Genomic DNA, 16,488 nt, shown 5'->3' with positions numbered 1-16,488 from the left:
GCGTTTGCGATGTATGCGACAACTTCATACCTCCCCCGCCACATGCACAAAAAGTCTGAAACGTCCTTTCAACTCCTTTCACACACTTGCCTGACGTCGTCGCTGTCAGGCAGGTGAACCGAGGTAGTAGAAAGTGGTGGGGGACTGCGTTAGAGGTGTGGGTGGGTTGAAAAACGGGTTTACGGCGGTTATCGTCGTGAGTGTCGCCAACGCCGCGGTGGGTATCGCCAGTATGAACAACGCGAGGGGCGGCATGTGTATGACGCCGGCGGGTATCAATAGCTCACGACGGCAACAGCCCTAGTGGCGGCGAAGGTCAACAACATGGCCGACACGCGTCTCTCAACGCCGCCTTCACGACGGCGCCAGGGGAGAGGGGCGGGTTTCACCAGCTCTGAGGCGGGGCACAACGCCGAGGCCGCTGTGGGTTTGTCTTGTGAAACTTTTGGCCTGCCCCCATGTGCCCTCCATAACCAACAGATATTTCAGCCCATCCACATACAAGGCCATGTACGTATACAGAACGTTAAAGATAGAAATCCCCTGGCAGTTGGTAGAAGAGAGGCCGGACGTCCTCGGCCTCGCCGTAAGGATGCACCTAGCGGTGGAGGAGTACGTCAGAAGGTTGTTAAAGGAGTTGACGGGGCAAGAGGAGCCGAAGCTGACTACGGAGGAGTTGGACAGACACCTCACGCCAGACAGGCGTGAGTTGGCACACCGGATAATCGAGGAGACGTTCCCCAAGTACGGTCTTAGGAAGTATTTCGCAAATCAAGCCAAAGTGTTTTGGCGCGATGTCGTGTTCCACAGGGCGGTTCCGTTAAACGCCCAGCTTAGAGTTGAGGACGAGAGAGACGTCGGCAGGGCAGTCTTCGTCGACCTAAAGAGCGGCGTTCTCAGAGTGCGGAAGTTGGGCATACCGCCGTTTGTTGTAAAATTGAAGAAGGGCAGCATCTCTTGGATAAGAGAGAGACTACAGGAGGGCGCCGAGCTTAAGTTGGCGTTCCTCGGCGTTGACGTAAGGAGGGGCAAGGATCCTACTTACGGCGGTTTATATGTCGCTCTCGTCTTCGCTAGAGAGGTGACGCAGATAGAGCCTAGGGCGCTTGTCGTTGTTGACGTCAACCGGTTGGACCACTACATAAAAGTTGGTCTCGTGGTCGACGGTCGTGTCGTGGAGCTATTGAAGTTCCCCAAGAGGGGGCGGGTTCAGAAACTGGAGAGGATCCACGTCCACATAAGACAGCTGAGTAGAGCTTTGGCTAAGGTAGACGAGGACAGAGACCCGCGTAGAGCGTTAGACCTCCAGAGACAGCTGTGGAAGCTTAAGACGAAGCGCTATGGCATAATCCGAGACATCGTTATAAACGCTACGCGTGAGATTATAAAGCTGGCCAGAGAACACCAAGCCGCGATCGCGTTGGACACGATGGAAGACGACACCTACCGGGAGCTGAAGGAGAGGAACGGAGACGGAGTGAAGAAGCACCTCCTAGACGGTTTGGGACAACTAAGGAAGCGCCTACAGGCGCTCGCGCAGTGGTACGGACTGCCGTATTTGGAGGAGCGACTGTATTCGACCATCTGCCCCAAATGCAACGCTAAGATGGTTGAGGAAAACGGCCGCTTCATGCGCTGTCCCGCCTGCGGCTTCAAGGCACATAGAGACAACGTGCCGGTGATATGGGCAGAAAAACGCTACTGGGAAATCCTCCAGAAAACAAAACAACCCACTTTTTCGGCGGCCGTCACATTTTTAACCTCGTAAGTTTTCTTATTTCATGAACGGCGTTTGGCCCCTGGGGCGGCAGACGGGGGCGCCAAACTGTTGTAAAAACAAGCGACTCGCGGCCGGCCCCCGCATGACCCGCCCTCTCGCCCCGGTGTACCCGAGGCGGGCCCTTAAGTCCCCCGGGGAGGGGCCAAGAGAGATAGGGGGACGTCCATCTACACAACGCTGAAAGGCGCCGTTAGGCTACTTAAAGGCCGGGGGGCCGTGGTGGTTGGGACCTTCAAGGTGCTTTAGGCCATCATCCTGTATATATCTCCTAGGTCGTAGGCGACCGCCCCCTCTCTCCTCTTGAAGCTCCTGGCTACCACCACGGGCACTACGCGGCCAGGGAGGCCCAGCTCCTCGACCTTCTCCCTGAGCTCCTGGGCCACCTCCGCCGCGTCTACCCCGTCTCTCCACCTCGCCTCCACGGCCACCACGACGCCGTCGCCGACGCCGAGGAGATCTATCTCTCTCGCCTCCCCCCTCCTGGTCCACCACTGGGGGCCCAGCTTCCTCACCCTGGGTAGGCGGCCGGCGGCGATCTCCCTAACTACGACCTCTCTGGCGATTTCTTCAAAGGTCTTGCCGAGGTACTGGCTGTACTCTCTCCGTATGTCCTCCACGCCGTAGAGGCCCTGCTCTATTAGCCAGAGGTTTGGGCTTATGAAGCGGAGCCAGAAGCGGAGAAAACCGTCGGCCAGCTCGTATCTATACCTCCCCCTGCCCAACACTGGCTTCACCTTTCTCACGATGCCCACGATCTCCAGGTTGCGGAGGTATGGCGTTATGTCTGTGGACCTAAGCCCCGCGTGGTCTCTTATCTCGCCTAGGGTGTTTTTCCCCGCTGCGATCGCCTCAAGTATCTGCCTGTAGGTGGAGACGTCTTCGAACTCGTAGCGGAGGAGGAAGTCTCCCTCGTCTAGGAGGAAGGTCCTCTCCCTCAGCTCCCGCTCCAAGAAGTCCCAGAAGGGCTCCTTCACCTTTACCATATAGTAGGGTATCCCGCCTGCAAAGCCGTGGATTTCCACCAGCTCATGCGGGGGCCTGTCGGGAAAGAACTGTTTGTATTTGAGGAAGGGTATGGGGTCTACCCTCAGCGACGCCGTCCTCCGCCCGTAGAGAGGGCTCTTGTAGGAGAGGACTTTTGAGGTCATGGTGGAGATGGAGGAGCCTGTCAACACGAGCTTTAGGTTTGAGTGGACGAGGACTTCGTCCACCACCGCCTGGAGGGTCGACAAGATGGCCTTGTCTTCCTCTATTAGGTTTGGGAATTCGTCTATGATGACGACGTCGACTCTATCTCTCAAGTATGTGAAGACGGCCTCCCAATCGTCGGCGGTTGTCAACACGCCGGGGTCGACTCGTGCCGCCGCCTGTTTAAACCTCCTCAAGTTGCCCCTCCCGACTGCGAGGTAGTAGACCCTCCGCATGTCCTCCGTGGCCTTTAGGACGAGGGTGGTCTTTCCAATCCGCCTCCTGCCGTATACCACCACTAGCCTGAAGCCCTCTCCCCGGAGGGCTTCTCGCAGTCTCTCTAGTTCCTCTTCCCTGTCTAAAAATATAACCACGGTTATATAATCAAGGTTATATTTAAAACATAACTTGGCGCCGTGGGCTCTGTCTTAAAGATATTGGCCGCTGCGTTCCTCTGGTCTACAATTGGTGTTGCCGCGTCGCTGGGGAGAGAATACCTCTGGATAGCCTTCATCCGGTCGCTTACTGCAGCCTTGACGGCGCTTGCGGCTGGGGCTAGGCCGGGAAGGGGGGCGCTTCTGCCAGGCCTCCTCCTGGGCGGCCTCTTCTCGGCGTATCCAGTGGCGGCTATATACGCGGGGGTTGGGAACGCCGCGTACCTCCTCTACACAGCCCCCCTGTGGACAACCCTGGCCCTCGCCCTTTGGGGCGAGAGGCCATCCAGACGTGACGTCAGTGGCGTAGCCCTTGTCCTTGTGGCAGTGGTGCTTATGGCCTCTTCCGGCAGAATTTCGACTGTCGGCTTCGCCGCGGGCCTTGCCTCGGGTTTCTTCTACGGCTTGTACATCGCTGTTGCCAGGAGGCTGGCGTCGGGAGGCCGCGTGGTGGACGCGTCGCTTGGGGCTATGCCCTATACGCTGGCGGTGACCGCCCCCGCACTTCTGCTGAAGCCCGGCCCGCCTACGCCAGAGGCGGTCGCCGCGGGGGTATACCTCGGCGTGTTTGGGACGGTGTTGCCATACAGACTCTTCGCCTCTGCCGTCTCTACAGTCGGGGGGGCCAGGGCGTCTGTGTTAGCCTCTCTAGAGCCTGTACTTGCAGCCCTCTGGGGGGTTCTACTTTTTAGCCAAGTGCCTACCTCTCTTGAGGCAGTGGCATATGTCTTAATCACCGCGGCCGCCGTAGTGGCGTCGCGTAAGTGATAAAAATGGGCTTGTGGTCGTCTACATGATCAAAGTGGCTCATTCTCCAGATGCAGACGACGCCTATATGTTTTACGGCATAGCGTCAGGCGCTGTAAAACTGCCGGTTCCCCACGTGGAGTTTCTAGCAGATATAGAGACTTTGAATAAACTCGCTGTCGAAGAGTTACTTGACGTATCTGCTATTAGTGTACACGCCTATGCCTATATCTGCAATAGGTACTACATAATGCGAGTAGGCGCCTCCATGGGCGAGGGGTATGGGCCTGTGGTAGTGGCGAGGCCGGGGGTAGATAGGCCTAGGCATGTGGCTGTGCCAGGGCGTTGTACAACCGCCGCCCTACTCCTCAAGTTAGCAATGCCGGAGGTTAAAGCCGTGGAAATGCCCTTTGATAAAATATTAGACGCTGTTATAGCCGGCGTAGTTGACGCAGGAGTTTTAATCCACGAGGGGCAAATCACCTACAGTAGATTTGGCTTGAAAAAACTGACAGACCTCGGCGAGTGGTGGCTGAGAGAGACCGGCTTACCGACGCCTCTTGGAGTAGACGTAGTTAAAAAGAGCTTGGGTAGAGAACTTGCAGAGGCTTTAACACAAGCTCTCCGCGAGTCTATTAGATACGCCGATACACATAGAGAAGAGGCACTTAAGTACGCCCAGAGGTTTTCAAGAGGACTCACCCTAGAGGAGACAGCCCGTTTTGTAGACATGTACGTCAACGCCTATACGAGGGACCTCGGCGCGAGGGGAGAGAAGGCAATAAACGAACTTTTAACACGGGCTTCTGAAAGAGGCTTAACGCCAAGTTGTACGCCCGAGTATATATAAATCTTGTCCCCCTACCTCTCTCTAGACCCCTCTCCGGGAGACTCAGGGGCCCGCCTCGGGTGTGCCGGGGCGAGGGGGCGGCTCACCTGGGGGTCGGCCGCTGGTCGTTTATATTACAACAGTTTGGCGCCCCCGTCTGCCGCCCCAGGGGCCGAGTAGACGCCGTTCATGTGAAGAGTGTAGTTACGAGGTTAAAAACACGACTGTCGCCGGAGTGGGGAAAGTGGGTTGTTTTATCTTCTGGAGTAGTTCCCAATACCTCCTCTCAGCCCATATCATGGGCATGTTGTCGCGGTGCGCTCCGAAGCCGCAGGCGGGGCAACTCTCCACCGCTATCTTGGCTCCACAACGGGGGCAGATCACCGCTGCGACGGCAGAAAACGTTTCTCCGCCTGAATCCCAGGCTGAACCGACGTAATACGCTTGGGTATGTCCTAGAGTCTCAGAGAGGGGTCTCTTCTATTGAGAAATTTGTTTTGTGTTTTCGTGGATGTGGGCGAAAGGCTTGAATACGTGTGTATCTACAGCTGTGAGGGGCCGAGCTCTTGAGGAGGGCCGCGTGCCGCCCGGCCCCGCGCCTGAGGTAGCCTGGCTACCCATGAAGGCGTGGGCGGGGAGAAAGTCCCTAGGCGTAGGGACAGGCGGCAGACGGCCAGGAATGTATAGACGTTTATCTCTTTCGATTTTTAATTTATTTAGCCTTTGTATATCTAGTCGTGCTTTTTGACATTGCAAAGGCAGAGGTAGAAAAGGCTAGGGCGGCTAGACATAGGAGACTTTTCGTACTTGTGGGTACAGATGATAAAAAACTGGCCGAAGCTGCTGCTGAGGTACTTAGGGGATTTGAGGCCGCGGGAGGCGGCGGCTCTGGGCTCTATATGTTTCAGCCGGAGTTTGCCGACGCTAACAAGAGGATGAACTACTTTAGAGACGCGGTGGCGGGCTCTTCGTTGGAGGTGGACTTCAGGCCGTATAAAGATACGCCGAAGATCCTTGGGACAACACAAGACTTCGCCGTGTTAGATCTCGTCAACGACCTCAAGCCAAATGACGTGGGGCGTCTCGGCGGCGTGGTGAGGGGGGGCGGCGTCTATATTTTCCTCGTGCCGCCGCTAGATGTGTGGAAGAGGTATATAACAAAGTTCCAATCTACACTTCTCGTCCCCCAGTTTACTCCTAACGATATTAGACATAGGCTTAAGGAGAGGTTTTGGAGAAGTCTCTACAGCCACAGTGGCGTTGTAATCTTCGACGTTGACCGCGGTATCTTACTTAAATCTTCAGGCATAGAGACTGTGGAGACTTACGAGCTTAAGAAGCCAGAGCCTCCAGAAAAGGCCGTACTGCCTCTTAAGATATACCGCCTGGCGGCTACACAAGACCAGGTGGAGGTGTTGAAACTTTTTGAAACTCTGTATCAAAAGCCAAAGCGGAAACAAGCTCTTGTAATTATTGCAGACAGAGGGAGGGGGAAGAGCGCAGCGCTGGGGCTTGGCCTAGCTGGCATAGGGCATAAACTTCGGAAGGCCAAGTCCCGTGTACAAATTGTCGTCAGTGCGATGGAGTATACAAATTTAGAGACTCTTCTAGAGTTTGCAATAAAGGGGCTTGAGGCTCTGGGCTACAAGCCAGGTGTAGAGAGGGAGGGGGGAGAGATCAGGGCTATCAAAGCCAAGGGCATTTTTATAGATGTGGTGACGCCGTATATGCTATTGAAGCGAGAAAACGCAGATATTGTCGCAGTAGATGAGGCAGCCGCCGTCCCCCTCCCCGTTCTCTACGCCGTACACAAGAAGTTTGACAGACTGGTCTTCGCCACTACAATACACGGGTATGAGGGGGCCGGCCGCGGCTTTTCAATACGTTTTCTAAAATATCTAAAAGAGTCTAAAGACACCGATGTTTATCTCTACGAGATGGAGGAGCCTATTAGATATGGCAGGGGGGATCCAGTGGAGCAGTGGCTTTTTGACGCCTTCCTTCTAAACGCCGAGCCGGCCAAGGTGGAGCCGCAGGATCTCGACTACGTGAGGAGGAGGGAGGTGGTGTACCTCAGAGAGGAAGACGTCATGAAAGACGAAGAGGTATTTAGACAGTTCTTTGGCATCTACGTACAGGCGCACTACAGAAACGAGCCGGACGACTTAGGCATGCTTCTCGACGCGCCACATCACACTGCGCGTGCCCTCGCCCTTCCAAACGCGAAGGTGGTCGTCTCGGTGGAGCTGGCTTTCGAAGGCGCGCTCGACGACCTCTCCATAGACCAAGCGCTTAGAGGCCTTAAGCTCCCCGGCAACATAATCCCAGACCGCTTCCTCAAGTACTGGCGGTTGCCCGAGTTCGCCAAGCTCAAGGGCTGGCGTATCGTGAGGATAGCGACCCACCCAGAGCTACAAGACATGGGCCTCGGCACGCTTATGCTCCAAAAGCTTGAGGAAGAGGCGAGACAACTCGGCATGGATTGGATCGGCGTGGGCTTCGGCGTATACGACAAGCTGCTTAAGTTCTGGGTGAGAAACGGCTACGTCCCAATCCACCTCTCTCCCGAGAGAAACCCCTCCTCTGGCGAATACAGCGTCCTCTTGGTAAAGCCTCTTAACGAAAAGGCTGAGGCCTATGTGAAATATGCAAACGTGGAGTTCAGGAGGAGACTAATTCATTCCCTCATGGGACCCTACGGCGATCTATTACCCACAGAGGTTCTCCTCCTGCTGGAAGACTGGGGCTGGGAAATCGACGGCGCCTTCGCCCTGTCTAAAAACCAATTAGACAGAGCTATTGCCTATGCCTACGGCCCCATGACCTACGAAAATGTCACAGACGCCGTATATATGCTCGCCACCCAGTATTTCTACAGCCCCAAGGCGAGGAGGCCGACGCTTCCCGAGCCAGCTCTGAAGATTCTCGTCAGCAAGGTACTACAAGCGAAGCCGTGGAAAGAAGCCGCCGAGGTAGCCGGAGTGAGGAGGGGGGACCTCATGCTCATACTGCGGGAAGTGGTGAAGATACTCCTCTTCTACTACTACGGAGGTGAGTTCGAAGTCCCCCTCTTTGTAGTAGGCACAGTCCGAGGCAAAGACTAACGGCCGGCTCTATGCGCCTCTGAGTCTCAGGGCGTTTAGTGTAACAGAGATACTACTAAACGCCATGGCGAGCCCCGCCAGTTCTGGCCTAAGTGTAACTGGGTAGAAGACGCCGGCCGCCAGCGGTATAAGAGCTATGTTGTATACAAACGCCCAGAAGAGGTTAAATTTCACATTTCTCATTATTTTTTCAGATATCTTAAACACTTCAACGACCTTTGTTATATCTCCCCTAAGGAGTATTGTATCGCCTGCCTCTTTCGCCACGTCGGTTCCCGTACCCACCGCAATTCCCACGTCGGCTGTGGCCAACGCCGCAGCGTCGTTTACGCCATCTCCGACGAAAACCACAAGCCCTCTTGATTTCAAAGCTTCAACGATCTTGGCCTTCTCCTCGGGGTCTACTCCGGAGTAGACCACAGATATGCCTAGCTTCTTTGCCACAGCTCTAGCCGATTTCTCGTGATCTCCTGTAACGATGACAGGCTCTACCCCCCGCGTTTTTAGCCAGTGGACGGCCTCCCAGGCCCCCTCGCGTATCTGGTCACCCACAGCTATAGCCCCAAGTGTCTTTCCCTCAGTCGCCACGTAGACCACAGTATATCCCTGCTCTCTCATCTCCTCCGCCCATTTAGCAACCTCTGGCGGAAGCTCTGCGCCCATCCCCCTGAGGATCTTCTCGTTGCCCACGGCTACGGCTACGCCGTTTATTCTGCCATACACGCCGGCGCCAGGAATGGAGTCAAAAAATTCGGGCTCGGACAGCTTCAGATTTCTCTCCCTCGCGTATTCCACCACAGCGGCCGCAAGCGGATGCTCAGACTTCTGCTCTAGAGACGCGGCGAGATTTAGAACTTCATCTCCGCCCCACACAGCAACTACCCTAGGCCTCCCGAGGGTCAACGTGCCGGTTTTGTCAAAAGCGACATATCTAGCCTCTCTCAGCTTTTGGAGAGCCTCCGGCCTTTTTATCAAAACGCCTTTTTCAGCCGCCCTCCCCACTCCCACCACCACCGACAGAGGCGTGGCGAGCCCCAAGGCGCAGGGACATGCCACAACAAGGACCGAGGCGGTGAAGATCAAAGCCCTGTTTATATCCCCCGTTGTTAAATACCACAGAACGAAAACTGCGGAGGCCACCGCTATCACCGCCCAGGTGAAGACGCCGGAGATCTTATCCACAAGCTGTTGGACGGGGAGCCTAGCCCCCTGGGCTTGTCTCACCAGCTTGACCATCTGGGCTAGTAGGGTGTGCCGCCCGCTCCTCGTGGCTCTAACAACTAAATAACCCCTTACCAGTATAGAGCCGGCCAAGATGAGATCGCCTTTTTTCTTCTCCACGGGCATCGGCTCCCCCGTGAAGGCCGACTCGTCCACATAGCCAAAGCCCTCCTCAACTACCCCGTCTACGGGCGCTCTCTCCCCCTGTTTAACAGCCACGAGCTGTCCGGGCTTTACCTGGGCGGCGGGGACTTCGACCTCCGCGCCATTTTCTAAAACTCTAGCCTTCTCCGGCTGAAGAGTCAAAAGCCTTCTCACGGCCTCCCCGGTCTTAATCCTCATGCCGGCCTCGATGTATCTGCCCAAGAGCACCAGCGTTATAACTGCCGCCGATGCCTCAAAGTAGACTAGGCCGCCTGTTAGAAGGGAGTAGACGCTGTAGAAATACGTAGAGAGAGTGCCCAGTGTTACAAGCGTGTCCATATTTGCCGTCTTATTCCTAAAAGCCCTGTAGGCCCCCTTTATGAACCTCCAGCCGGAGTAGAACTGGACAGGGGTGGCCAAGGCCCACTGGAGCCAATATACGGCGGCGTGGAGACCTGCCATAGACGCTACCATAAGAGCCACCAGAGCCGCGGTGGGCCCGGCAGCGACGGCGAGCCTCCGCCTAAGGTCTGCTCGGTCTAATTCTACCACCCGTCTATCTACGTCTATATCCACCTCGCCGGTTTTAACCTCCGCCACCTCATAGCCCGCCTCCTCCAGCTTCCTCGCCAACTCCCCCGGCGTGACCTCCAGCGGGTTGTACTCCACTGTCACTACACCTGCGGCTGGGTTTGGTCTTACGTCAAACACCCCCCAGCCCGAGAGAAGCTCAGCTATGCGGGAGACCTCCTCGGGTCTGACAGCCTTAAGCACTATATGGGCCTCCTCTCTATATATGTCATAGCCGGCCTTCCTCACCGCCCTAAGCAAATCGCCATATCTAAGCCTAGTAGGGTCGGCCACGACCTTGGCCTCGTCGCCGGCGAGGGAGGCCTCGGCATGGAGGACCCCCGGCACCGAGAGTAGAGCTTTTTGAACAGCCAGCGTACAAGTGGCGCAGTGCATCCCAATGATTTTAAGCGTGGTCTGGCGGCCTCTCTCAAATCTAATTCTAATCACAAAAGGAAGGAGGTACAGATATATATACGTGGTTTACCAGAGCTATGCCGGAGGTGGATCCGGTCTGCGGGATGCATGTGGACCCCGCCACGGCAAAGTACAAAACGCTGTATAAGGGCAAGATGTACTACTTCTGCTCCCACATGTGCAAGGTGGAGTTCGAGAAGAACCCCGATTACTACTTAACTCACGGGCCGAAGGGGATGCCGCATTAACAACAGGTCAATTTTTCCATATCCAAATCGCCGCGGGTCTACACTGGGGGAATATCCACAACTTGGCGTGCCTAGTTGGCGTCTCGTTTATGGCACCGTCCAGCGCCGTGTAGAGCGCCGTCTCTTCGGCGCTTGGTCTAACCTCTGAGCGCTAGATATATGGCGAGGAAGATGGAGAGGGCTCCCGCCGTTTGTCTAGGGCCGATCCTCTCGGCGCCTGTGGCTCTCGCGTAGATTTGGACTATTAAGGGGGATGTCGAGACGAGTATTGTAGTTGTGGCGAGGCCTATCTTGTCGACTGAGTAAGCAAATAGGGCGGAGCCGAGGCCTAGGTCTAAGAGGGAGGCGATGGCAAAGAGAGGAGATTTTACAAGAGATAGGCGGCGTCTCGCGACTAGGTATATCCCCAGGGCGGCGCAGGCAGAGAGAGCTCTGAGGTATGCTATTACCGCAGGGTGTACCTGGCCCATGGTCGCTAGCTTCACGGCGGCCATACCTAGAGACCACATGAGAGCTGCGGCTAGGGCTGCCGCTATGCCGAGGGGTTCCAGCCGGGCTACACCACCTCTGGCTAAGAGAGCGACGCCGGCTACAGTGAGGATTGCCGAGGCGGCAAGCCAGTGGGAGACTGTCTCCCCCAACAGGAGGGCGAAATATTGAGCAATTACAACATAGGTGTAGACCAGCGGCGCTGCGACAGACCCTCCGACTCTATGTATTGCATAGAAGTAGAGACTGTCTCCCACCACCAGGGTGATGAGGCCGCTGGCTACGGCGGCCCAAAGGCCGGGGGTTGGCTCGGCGAGGAGGAGGACAGGCCACATAAAAGCCGACACATATACAAGCCTAGAGAAGTTGACCACGGTTGCCTCCGCCGTCTCCATCTTCTGTTTGTATAGAAATATGACGAGAGCCCAAATTACGGCGGCTGTAAACGCCGCAATAACGCCGAGAGGATCCATTAGAGCGGTCTAACTGGCGTAGACGCTCCACAAGCTAGACATTTCATTACATATATCCTCCCCTCTCTCTTCAACTCTGTATCTATAGAGTTACAGACTGGACACACTACGTAGTATCTGATAAATCTCTCATATACCGCCTCTACGACCTTTGGCGACTTCTCCCCATGTAGAGTAAACACATCTCCCTCGATAGTGCCAGGCACAGCCAGCTCCTTTTGGAAAAACTTAGCCATGAAATACACATCTCTGTTTAACCTCTTGGCTATCTGCCCGAAGTTGGGTATAATGGTTTTACGCGGCATATTTTGAACCTCTATCTTTGGGATTTCAGCCCTTCTCTGCGCCTTTGGAGCCACTAGCTTATATGCCCTCTCTAAAAGCGCCAGATATTCCTCATCCATAGGGTGCGGTAAGATATATACTATATAAACGTTCCTCTTAGAAAACACAGGCTGAAAATCTCGCCAACAACTCAGCGCTACCCCACCGGCACCGGCCACAACTCCGTGGCCAAGGCGGTTATAGCTCTGGGCTCTAGTGGCGTTACTTCTCTAGAGAAGACAGGCACGATGTACGCGTCTCCCATTTTTTGACTCCTCCCTGGGGGACTTGGGGGCCCGCCCCGGGTACACCGGGGCAGGGTCAAGAAAAAGTTAGGAGGACGTAAACCAGTAGGTTATGTAGTTCTCCCCTGGTCTTCTATCGACGACGAGTTTCATCTTCATACCTGGCTTTAATGTCTTTGGATCGGCGTCTATCCACGCAGTTATGTTGAATCCATCTGGCATTTTTACTATTCCCACAACATAGTCTTTGTGGTGTGAGAAACTCGCCGGCTTTACATTAATCACAGTCCATGTAATTAACTCGCCTTCTGTACTAGTCTCACGCCACTCCATATCAGACGTCTTACATTTTGGACAATCTACTTGAGGTGGGAAGTACTTAGTGCCGCATCTCTTACATTGAGTATACATAAGTTTGCCTTTTTGAAGACCCTCTACAAACTTCTCAAGTCTATTTACAGACAGAGTAAACCTAAGCCTAAGTTCGCGTACGTCTACCCATAACAATGCGCCGCTCCTAGGGTCTTTATACACTGGAAGACCTGTAACCGTGATTAACGACTCCAGCTGTTTCAAAGGTTCTCCATAGAGCTTTTCTAACGTCTCTGTTACAGCAGAAATTACAGACTTGGCATATTTATAAAAGCCCTCTCCCGACTTTCTCCCAACTCTACCCTCTTTTACCATCTGTACAAGCAGTGGGTCCGGCGCCAGCTCTTTAAACCCCATTTTAACCCACTCTTCTAGCGTTTTGACTATTGTGTCTATTCCTATTTCGTCTGCATATTCTAGAGGCCCTTTAGGCCAGTTTAAGCCAAGTCTCACAGCCTTGTCAATATCCTCTCTCGTAGCAATACCCTCTCTAAGAAGATAAGCAGCCTCATTTATGGCGGGAGCGAGTATATATGCTATATCTATTCTATCGCCTGCTGATTTCGGCACCTCGGGCCATTGGAACTTGCCTGGGGCTGGATATTTATAAAAGCCCTCTCCCGACTTAACGCCATACTTCTTCTGTTGACACTTCTCAAGAATAAGTGGACATGGATGAGATTTGAAACCACGTTTTTTCATAGCCTCTGCTACAAAACATACGACGTCTAGCCCAACGAAATCCATTAGGAGAAAGACTCCCATAGGCAGACCCACTTTATATATAGCCACGGCATCTATCACTTCAGGCGTCGACAACCCCCTAGCCACAAGCCAACACGCCGCCTCGTTTACTCTCGCTAGTATTCTATTTACTATAAAACCAGGGACGTCTCTATTTACAACCACAGGCTCTTTACCCAATTTTTTCACATAGTCTACAACTCTCTTTACAGTTTCGTCACTGGTGTATTGCCCTTTGATCACTTCTACCAGCGGCATTAGTACTGGTGGGTTGAAGAAGTGCATTCCTACTACTTTTGTTCTTCTCTCTGGTTTTACTGCTTCTGCGATTTCTGTTATTGGTAGTGAAGATGTGTTTGTGGCTAGTATTGCCTCTGGCGGCGCGCAACGGTCAGCTTCGGCAAAAACTCTCTTCTTAACTTCAATATCCTCTACCACAGCCTCAACCATAAGCTCAACACCAACAACCGCACTACACACATCACCAACAACAGGCCTAATACGAGATAAAACAGTTGCCACATCTTCTTTTAGTCGGCCTCGTTCTTTTACCTTCTTAAGCGAGTCTTCTATATTTCTTAGCGCTTTGTTTAATATATCTTGTGAAATATCTACTAGGTTTACTTCATAGCCTGCTAGTGCAAAAAGTTCAGCGATGCCGTGGCCCATTGTGCCAGCCCCGATTACAGCTACGCGCGGCATAGTCACGGGCTTAGGCTAAGAATTGTTACAAAGGCGTAGTGGCCTGTGCCGCCTATGTTATGTGCAAGCGCCATGCCCTTTCTAATAGGCGCTTGGCGTCCTTTATCTGCCTGTTGTCTCAACTGTTTAGTAAGTTCGGCAATCATAGACACGCCAGTTGCGCCTATTGGATGCCCCTTGGCTTTTAACCCGCCGTCTACATTTACTGGAATTAAACCGCCTATATATGTCTGCCCCTCGCGTATTAATTTGTAGCCCTCTCCTCTCTTTGCAAAACCTAGGTCTTCATAAGCCATAATTTCGGCTATTGTAAAACAGTCGTGTACCTCAGCAACGTCGAGATACTTCACCGGGTTTTCTGGATCTATGCCGGCTTTTTTATAAGCCATTTGAGCCGCCACTTGCGCCGCCTCTAGACCTATAAAGTCAAGTCTCTTGCTTAAATTCGCAGTGCCGTTGGCATAGCCTATTGCCTTTATCCACACTGGGGTGTCGGTGATTTTTCTAGCCACTTCTTCACTTGCTAAAATAACGGCAGATGAGCCGTCTGTGATGGGGCTACTGTCGTATAGTTTAAGCGGCCATGCGACATAGCGAGAGTTGAGACATTCCTCTACTGTAATAGCTCTCTGAAACTGAGCCTTTGGATTTAACGACCCGTAGTAGTGGTTCTTCACAGCGACTTTACAGAGGTCTTCCTCTGTTGCGCCATATCTATGCATATAAGCTGTGGCATATAGCGCGTAATACCCCGGGAAGGTTAAGCCAAAGTTTTCAAATTCCCAGAAGTAGCTCCCGGCTCTGCCGATGAATTCAACTACAGTCGGCGTCGGCGATTCGTTCATCTTCTCTACTCCAATAGCCATTACAATATCAGCCTCGCCGCTTGCCACCATGTGGTATGCAGTTCTAACAGCCGCAGAGCCTGTGGCACAAGCGGCTTCTACTCTTATGCCGCTTTTAGGCACCAGGCCGCAGTATTCGCCAATTACAACGGCAGGCAAAGCTTCAGAGGACCAGCCGCCGACGTTGCCTACTACAAACGCTTGTATATCCTCGGCGCCCAGCCGCGCGTCGTCTAAAGCCTCTTTGACAGATTCCCAGGCTAGCTCTGGCAGAGATACGTCTGCTCTATTGCCAAACTTACTAACGCCAACTCCTACAACGGCCACTCTCCTCATGTTAGGTTACCAACTTGGCCACTTCCTCTGGTATCTGGCCCTTCTCTCTTAATATCCTTATCAACTGACGATACGCCACTAGTTTCTGTATGTTATTTGCGCCTTCGTATATCTGTGTAATTTTTACATCTCTAAGGAAGCGCTCGACGCCTGTCTCTCTAATAACTCCCACGCCGCCGTGTAGATTTATAGCCTCTGAAATCACCTCCTCTGCCACCTCGGTGGCGTAGAATTTCGCAAGAGAGGCGACGAAGGTAAACTCTTTTCTATTCTCGTCGGCTAGTTTTGCAGCTAAATACGTCAGAAGCCGAGCTGTAAAGATCTTAGCCATCATCTCCACTAGGCTAAACTGTATCGCCTGGAAGTAGGCAATTGGCACGCCAAACGCCTGTCTCTGGTGGACATATTGAAAAGCTTTTTCAAAAGCGCCCTGCGCCATGCCGACCGCCTGCGCTGCAACGCCTATTCTCGTCCTGTCAAAAGTCTCCATCGCATAGAGAAAGCCCATGCCCTCCTCCCCCACTCTATTTTCGTCTGGCACCTCCACATTTTCAAACACAAGCTCACAGGCGTGGTCGCCGTGGAGGCCCATCTTATGGTAACACTGCTCTACTTTAAAGCCCGGCGTATCTCTCTCCACAATGAAAAACGTCAAACCTAGATACCTAAGTTTTTTATCAGGCGGCGGATAGGTACGCGCCAACACAATAAAGTAGTCGGCTATGTCTGAGCTACTTATAAACGCCTTTCTGCCGTTTATAACCCATTTATTGCCGACTTTCTCAGCTCTCGTCTGTATGCCAGCTACGTCAGAGCCACAACAAGGCTCTGTCACCGCAAATGCGCCAAATTTCTCTCCCTTTGCAATCGGCGGGATGTATTTCTGTCTCTGCTCCTCAGACCCAAACAACATTATAGGCGTTATAAACAGCTCGTTAGTGCCAAAGTATACGCTGAGGCCGGGCAACACCCGGCAGAATTCTTCAGACATAATAGCGGCCATCCTATGGTCTCCCCCTTGGCCTCCATATTTCTCGGGAATTCCAATTCCAAAGAACCCCTGCTCGGCTATCTTTTTCAAGAGATCGCGGGGCACCTCGTCCTTCTCCTCTATCTCCATAGCCCTAGGCGCAACCTCTCTCTCTACAAACTCTCTCACTGCTTTTCTAAACATCTCGTGTTCTGGAGTTAACACAACAGAGAAGTCTTGTATCGAATCTAGTGGGAACACCATGGAACTCAAACAGCACCAACTATTTAAATATTAACTTTGTCA

13 protein-coding genes are annotated in these 16,488 nt (G+C 53.3%); 5 read left to right on the top strand and 8 right to left on the bottom strand.

Features of this window, described 5'->3' with window-relative positions; translation table 11 throughout:
* Positions 1-508: 508 nt before the first annotated feature.
* Positions 509-1,768 carry a zinc ribbon domain-containing protein gene (locus PISL_RS07425; protein ID WP_053240425.1) on the top strand — a complete coding sequence of 420 codons (1,260 nt, stop codon included), beginning with the start codon at positions 509-511 and terminating at the stop codon, positions 1,766-1,768.
* Between the two features lie 254 nt (positions 1,769-2,022).
* On the opposite strand, the gene PISL_RS07415 is transcribed toward PISL_RS07425, so the two are convergent.
* Positions 2,023-3,342, bottom strand: coding sequence for an ATP-binding protein (locus PISL_RS07415; RefSeq protein ID WP_011763178.1), 1,320 nt, complete (start codon positions 3,340-3,342; stop codon positions 2,023-2,025).
* Positions 3,343-3,384: 42 nt separating this feature from the next.
* Between PISL_RS07415 and PISL_RS07410 the strand changes: the two genes are divergently transcribed.
* On the top strand, positions 3,385-4,170 hold the full coding sequence (locus PISL_RS07410) for a DMT family transporter (RefSeq protein ID WP_011763177.1): 786 nt from the start codon (positions 3,385-3,387) through the stop codon (positions 4,168-4,170).
* 25 nt (positions 4,171-4,195) lie between these two features.
* Complete coding sequence (locus tag PISL_RS07405; protein ID WP_011763176.1) at positions 4,196-4,999, top strand: menaquinone biosynthesis family protein; 804 nt, start codon at positions 4,196-4,198, stop codon at positions 4,997-4,999.
* Between the two features lie 183 nt (positions 5,000-5,182).
* On the opposite strand, the gene PISL_RS10970 is transcribed toward PISL_RS07405, so the two are convergent.
* Entirely contained in the window at positions 5,183-5,362 is a 180-nt protein-coding gene (locus PISL_RS10970; protein WP_342364420.1) for a hypothetical protein, read from the bottom strand.
* A gap of 353 nt (positions 5,363-5,715) precedes the next feature.
* Here PISL_RS10970 and PISL_RS07395 point away from each other — a divergent pair, with 353 nt between their 5' ends.
* The gene (locus PISL_RS07395; protein ID WP_011763175.1) at positions 5,716-8,082 is read left to right on the top strand and encodes a tRNA(Met) cytidine acetyltransferase TmcA; all 2,367 of its coding nucleotides are present in this window, start codon (positions 5,716-5,718) and stop codon (positions 8,080-8,082) included.
* Positions 8,083-8,091: 9 nt separating this feature from the next.
* Here PISL_RS07395 and PISL_RS07390 read toward each other — a convergent pair whose 3' ends face one another.
* Positions 8,092-10,467, bottom strand: coding sequence for a heavy metal translocating P-type ATPase (locus PISL_RS07390; protein ID WP_011763174.1), 2,376 nt, complete (start codon positions 10,465-10,467; stop codon positions 8,092-8,094).
* Positions 10,468-10,511: 44 nt separating this feature from the next.
* On the opposite strand from PISL_RS07390, the gene PISL_RS10965 reads away from it, so the two are divergent.
* The gene (locus PISL_RS10965) at positions 10,512-10,682 is read left to right on the top strand and encodes a YHS domain-containing protein (RefSeq protein ID WP_011763173.1); all 171 of its coding nucleotides are present in this window, start codon (positions 10,512-10,514) and stop codon (positions 10,680-10,682) included.
* 137 nt (positions 10,683-10,819) lie between these two features.
* Here PISL_RS10965 and PISL_RS07385 read toward each other — a convergent pair whose 3' ends face one another.
* The 5 genes from PISL_RS07385 to PISL_RS07365 form a co-directional block, all read right to left on the bottom strand.
* Entirely contained in the window at positions 10,820-11,644 is an 825-nt protein-coding gene (locus PISL_RS07385; protein WP_011763172.1) for a DMT family transporter, read from the bottom strand.
* Complete coding sequence (locus PISL_RS07380) at positions 11,644-12,048, bottom strand: translation initiation factor IF-2 subunit beta (protein ID WP_011763171.1); 405 nt, start codon at positions 12,046-12,048, stop codon at positions 11,644-11,646. The genes PISL_RS07385 and PISL_RS07380 overlap by 1 nt, the downstream gene beginning before the upstream one ends.
* 252 nt (positions 12,049-12,300) lie before the next feature.
* Complete coding sequence (locus PISL_RS07375) at positions 12,301-14,031, bottom strand: 3-hydroxyacyl-CoA dehydrogenase NAD-binding domain-containing protein (protein WP_011763170.1); 1,731 nt, start codon at positions 14,029-14,031, stop codon at positions 12,301-12,303.
* Between the two features lie 2 nt (positions 14,032-14,033).
* Positions 14,034-15,212, bottom strand: coding sequence for a thiolase domain-containing protein (locus tag PISL_RS07370; protein WP_011763169.1), 1,179 nt, complete (start codon positions 15,210-15,212; stop codon positions 14,034-14,036).
* A gap of 1 nt (position 15,213) precedes the next feature.
* Positions 15,214-16,446, bottom strand: a complete 1,233-nt coding sequence (locus PISL_RS07365; protein WP_011763168.1) for an acyl-CoA dehydrogenase family protein — start codon at positions 16,444-16,446, stop codon at positions 15,214-15,216.
* Between the last annotated feature and the right edge of the window lie 42 nt (positions 16,447-16,488).

The organism is Pyrobaculum islandicum DSM 4184 (genome assembly GCF_000015205.1).
Classification (GTDB): Archaea; Thermoproteota; Thermoprotei; order Thermoproteales; family Thermoproteaceae; genus Pyrobaculum; species Pyrobaculum islandicum.
Note: the sequence above shows the minus strand (reverse complement) of the source record. Positions and strands in the feature narration are given on the sequence as shown.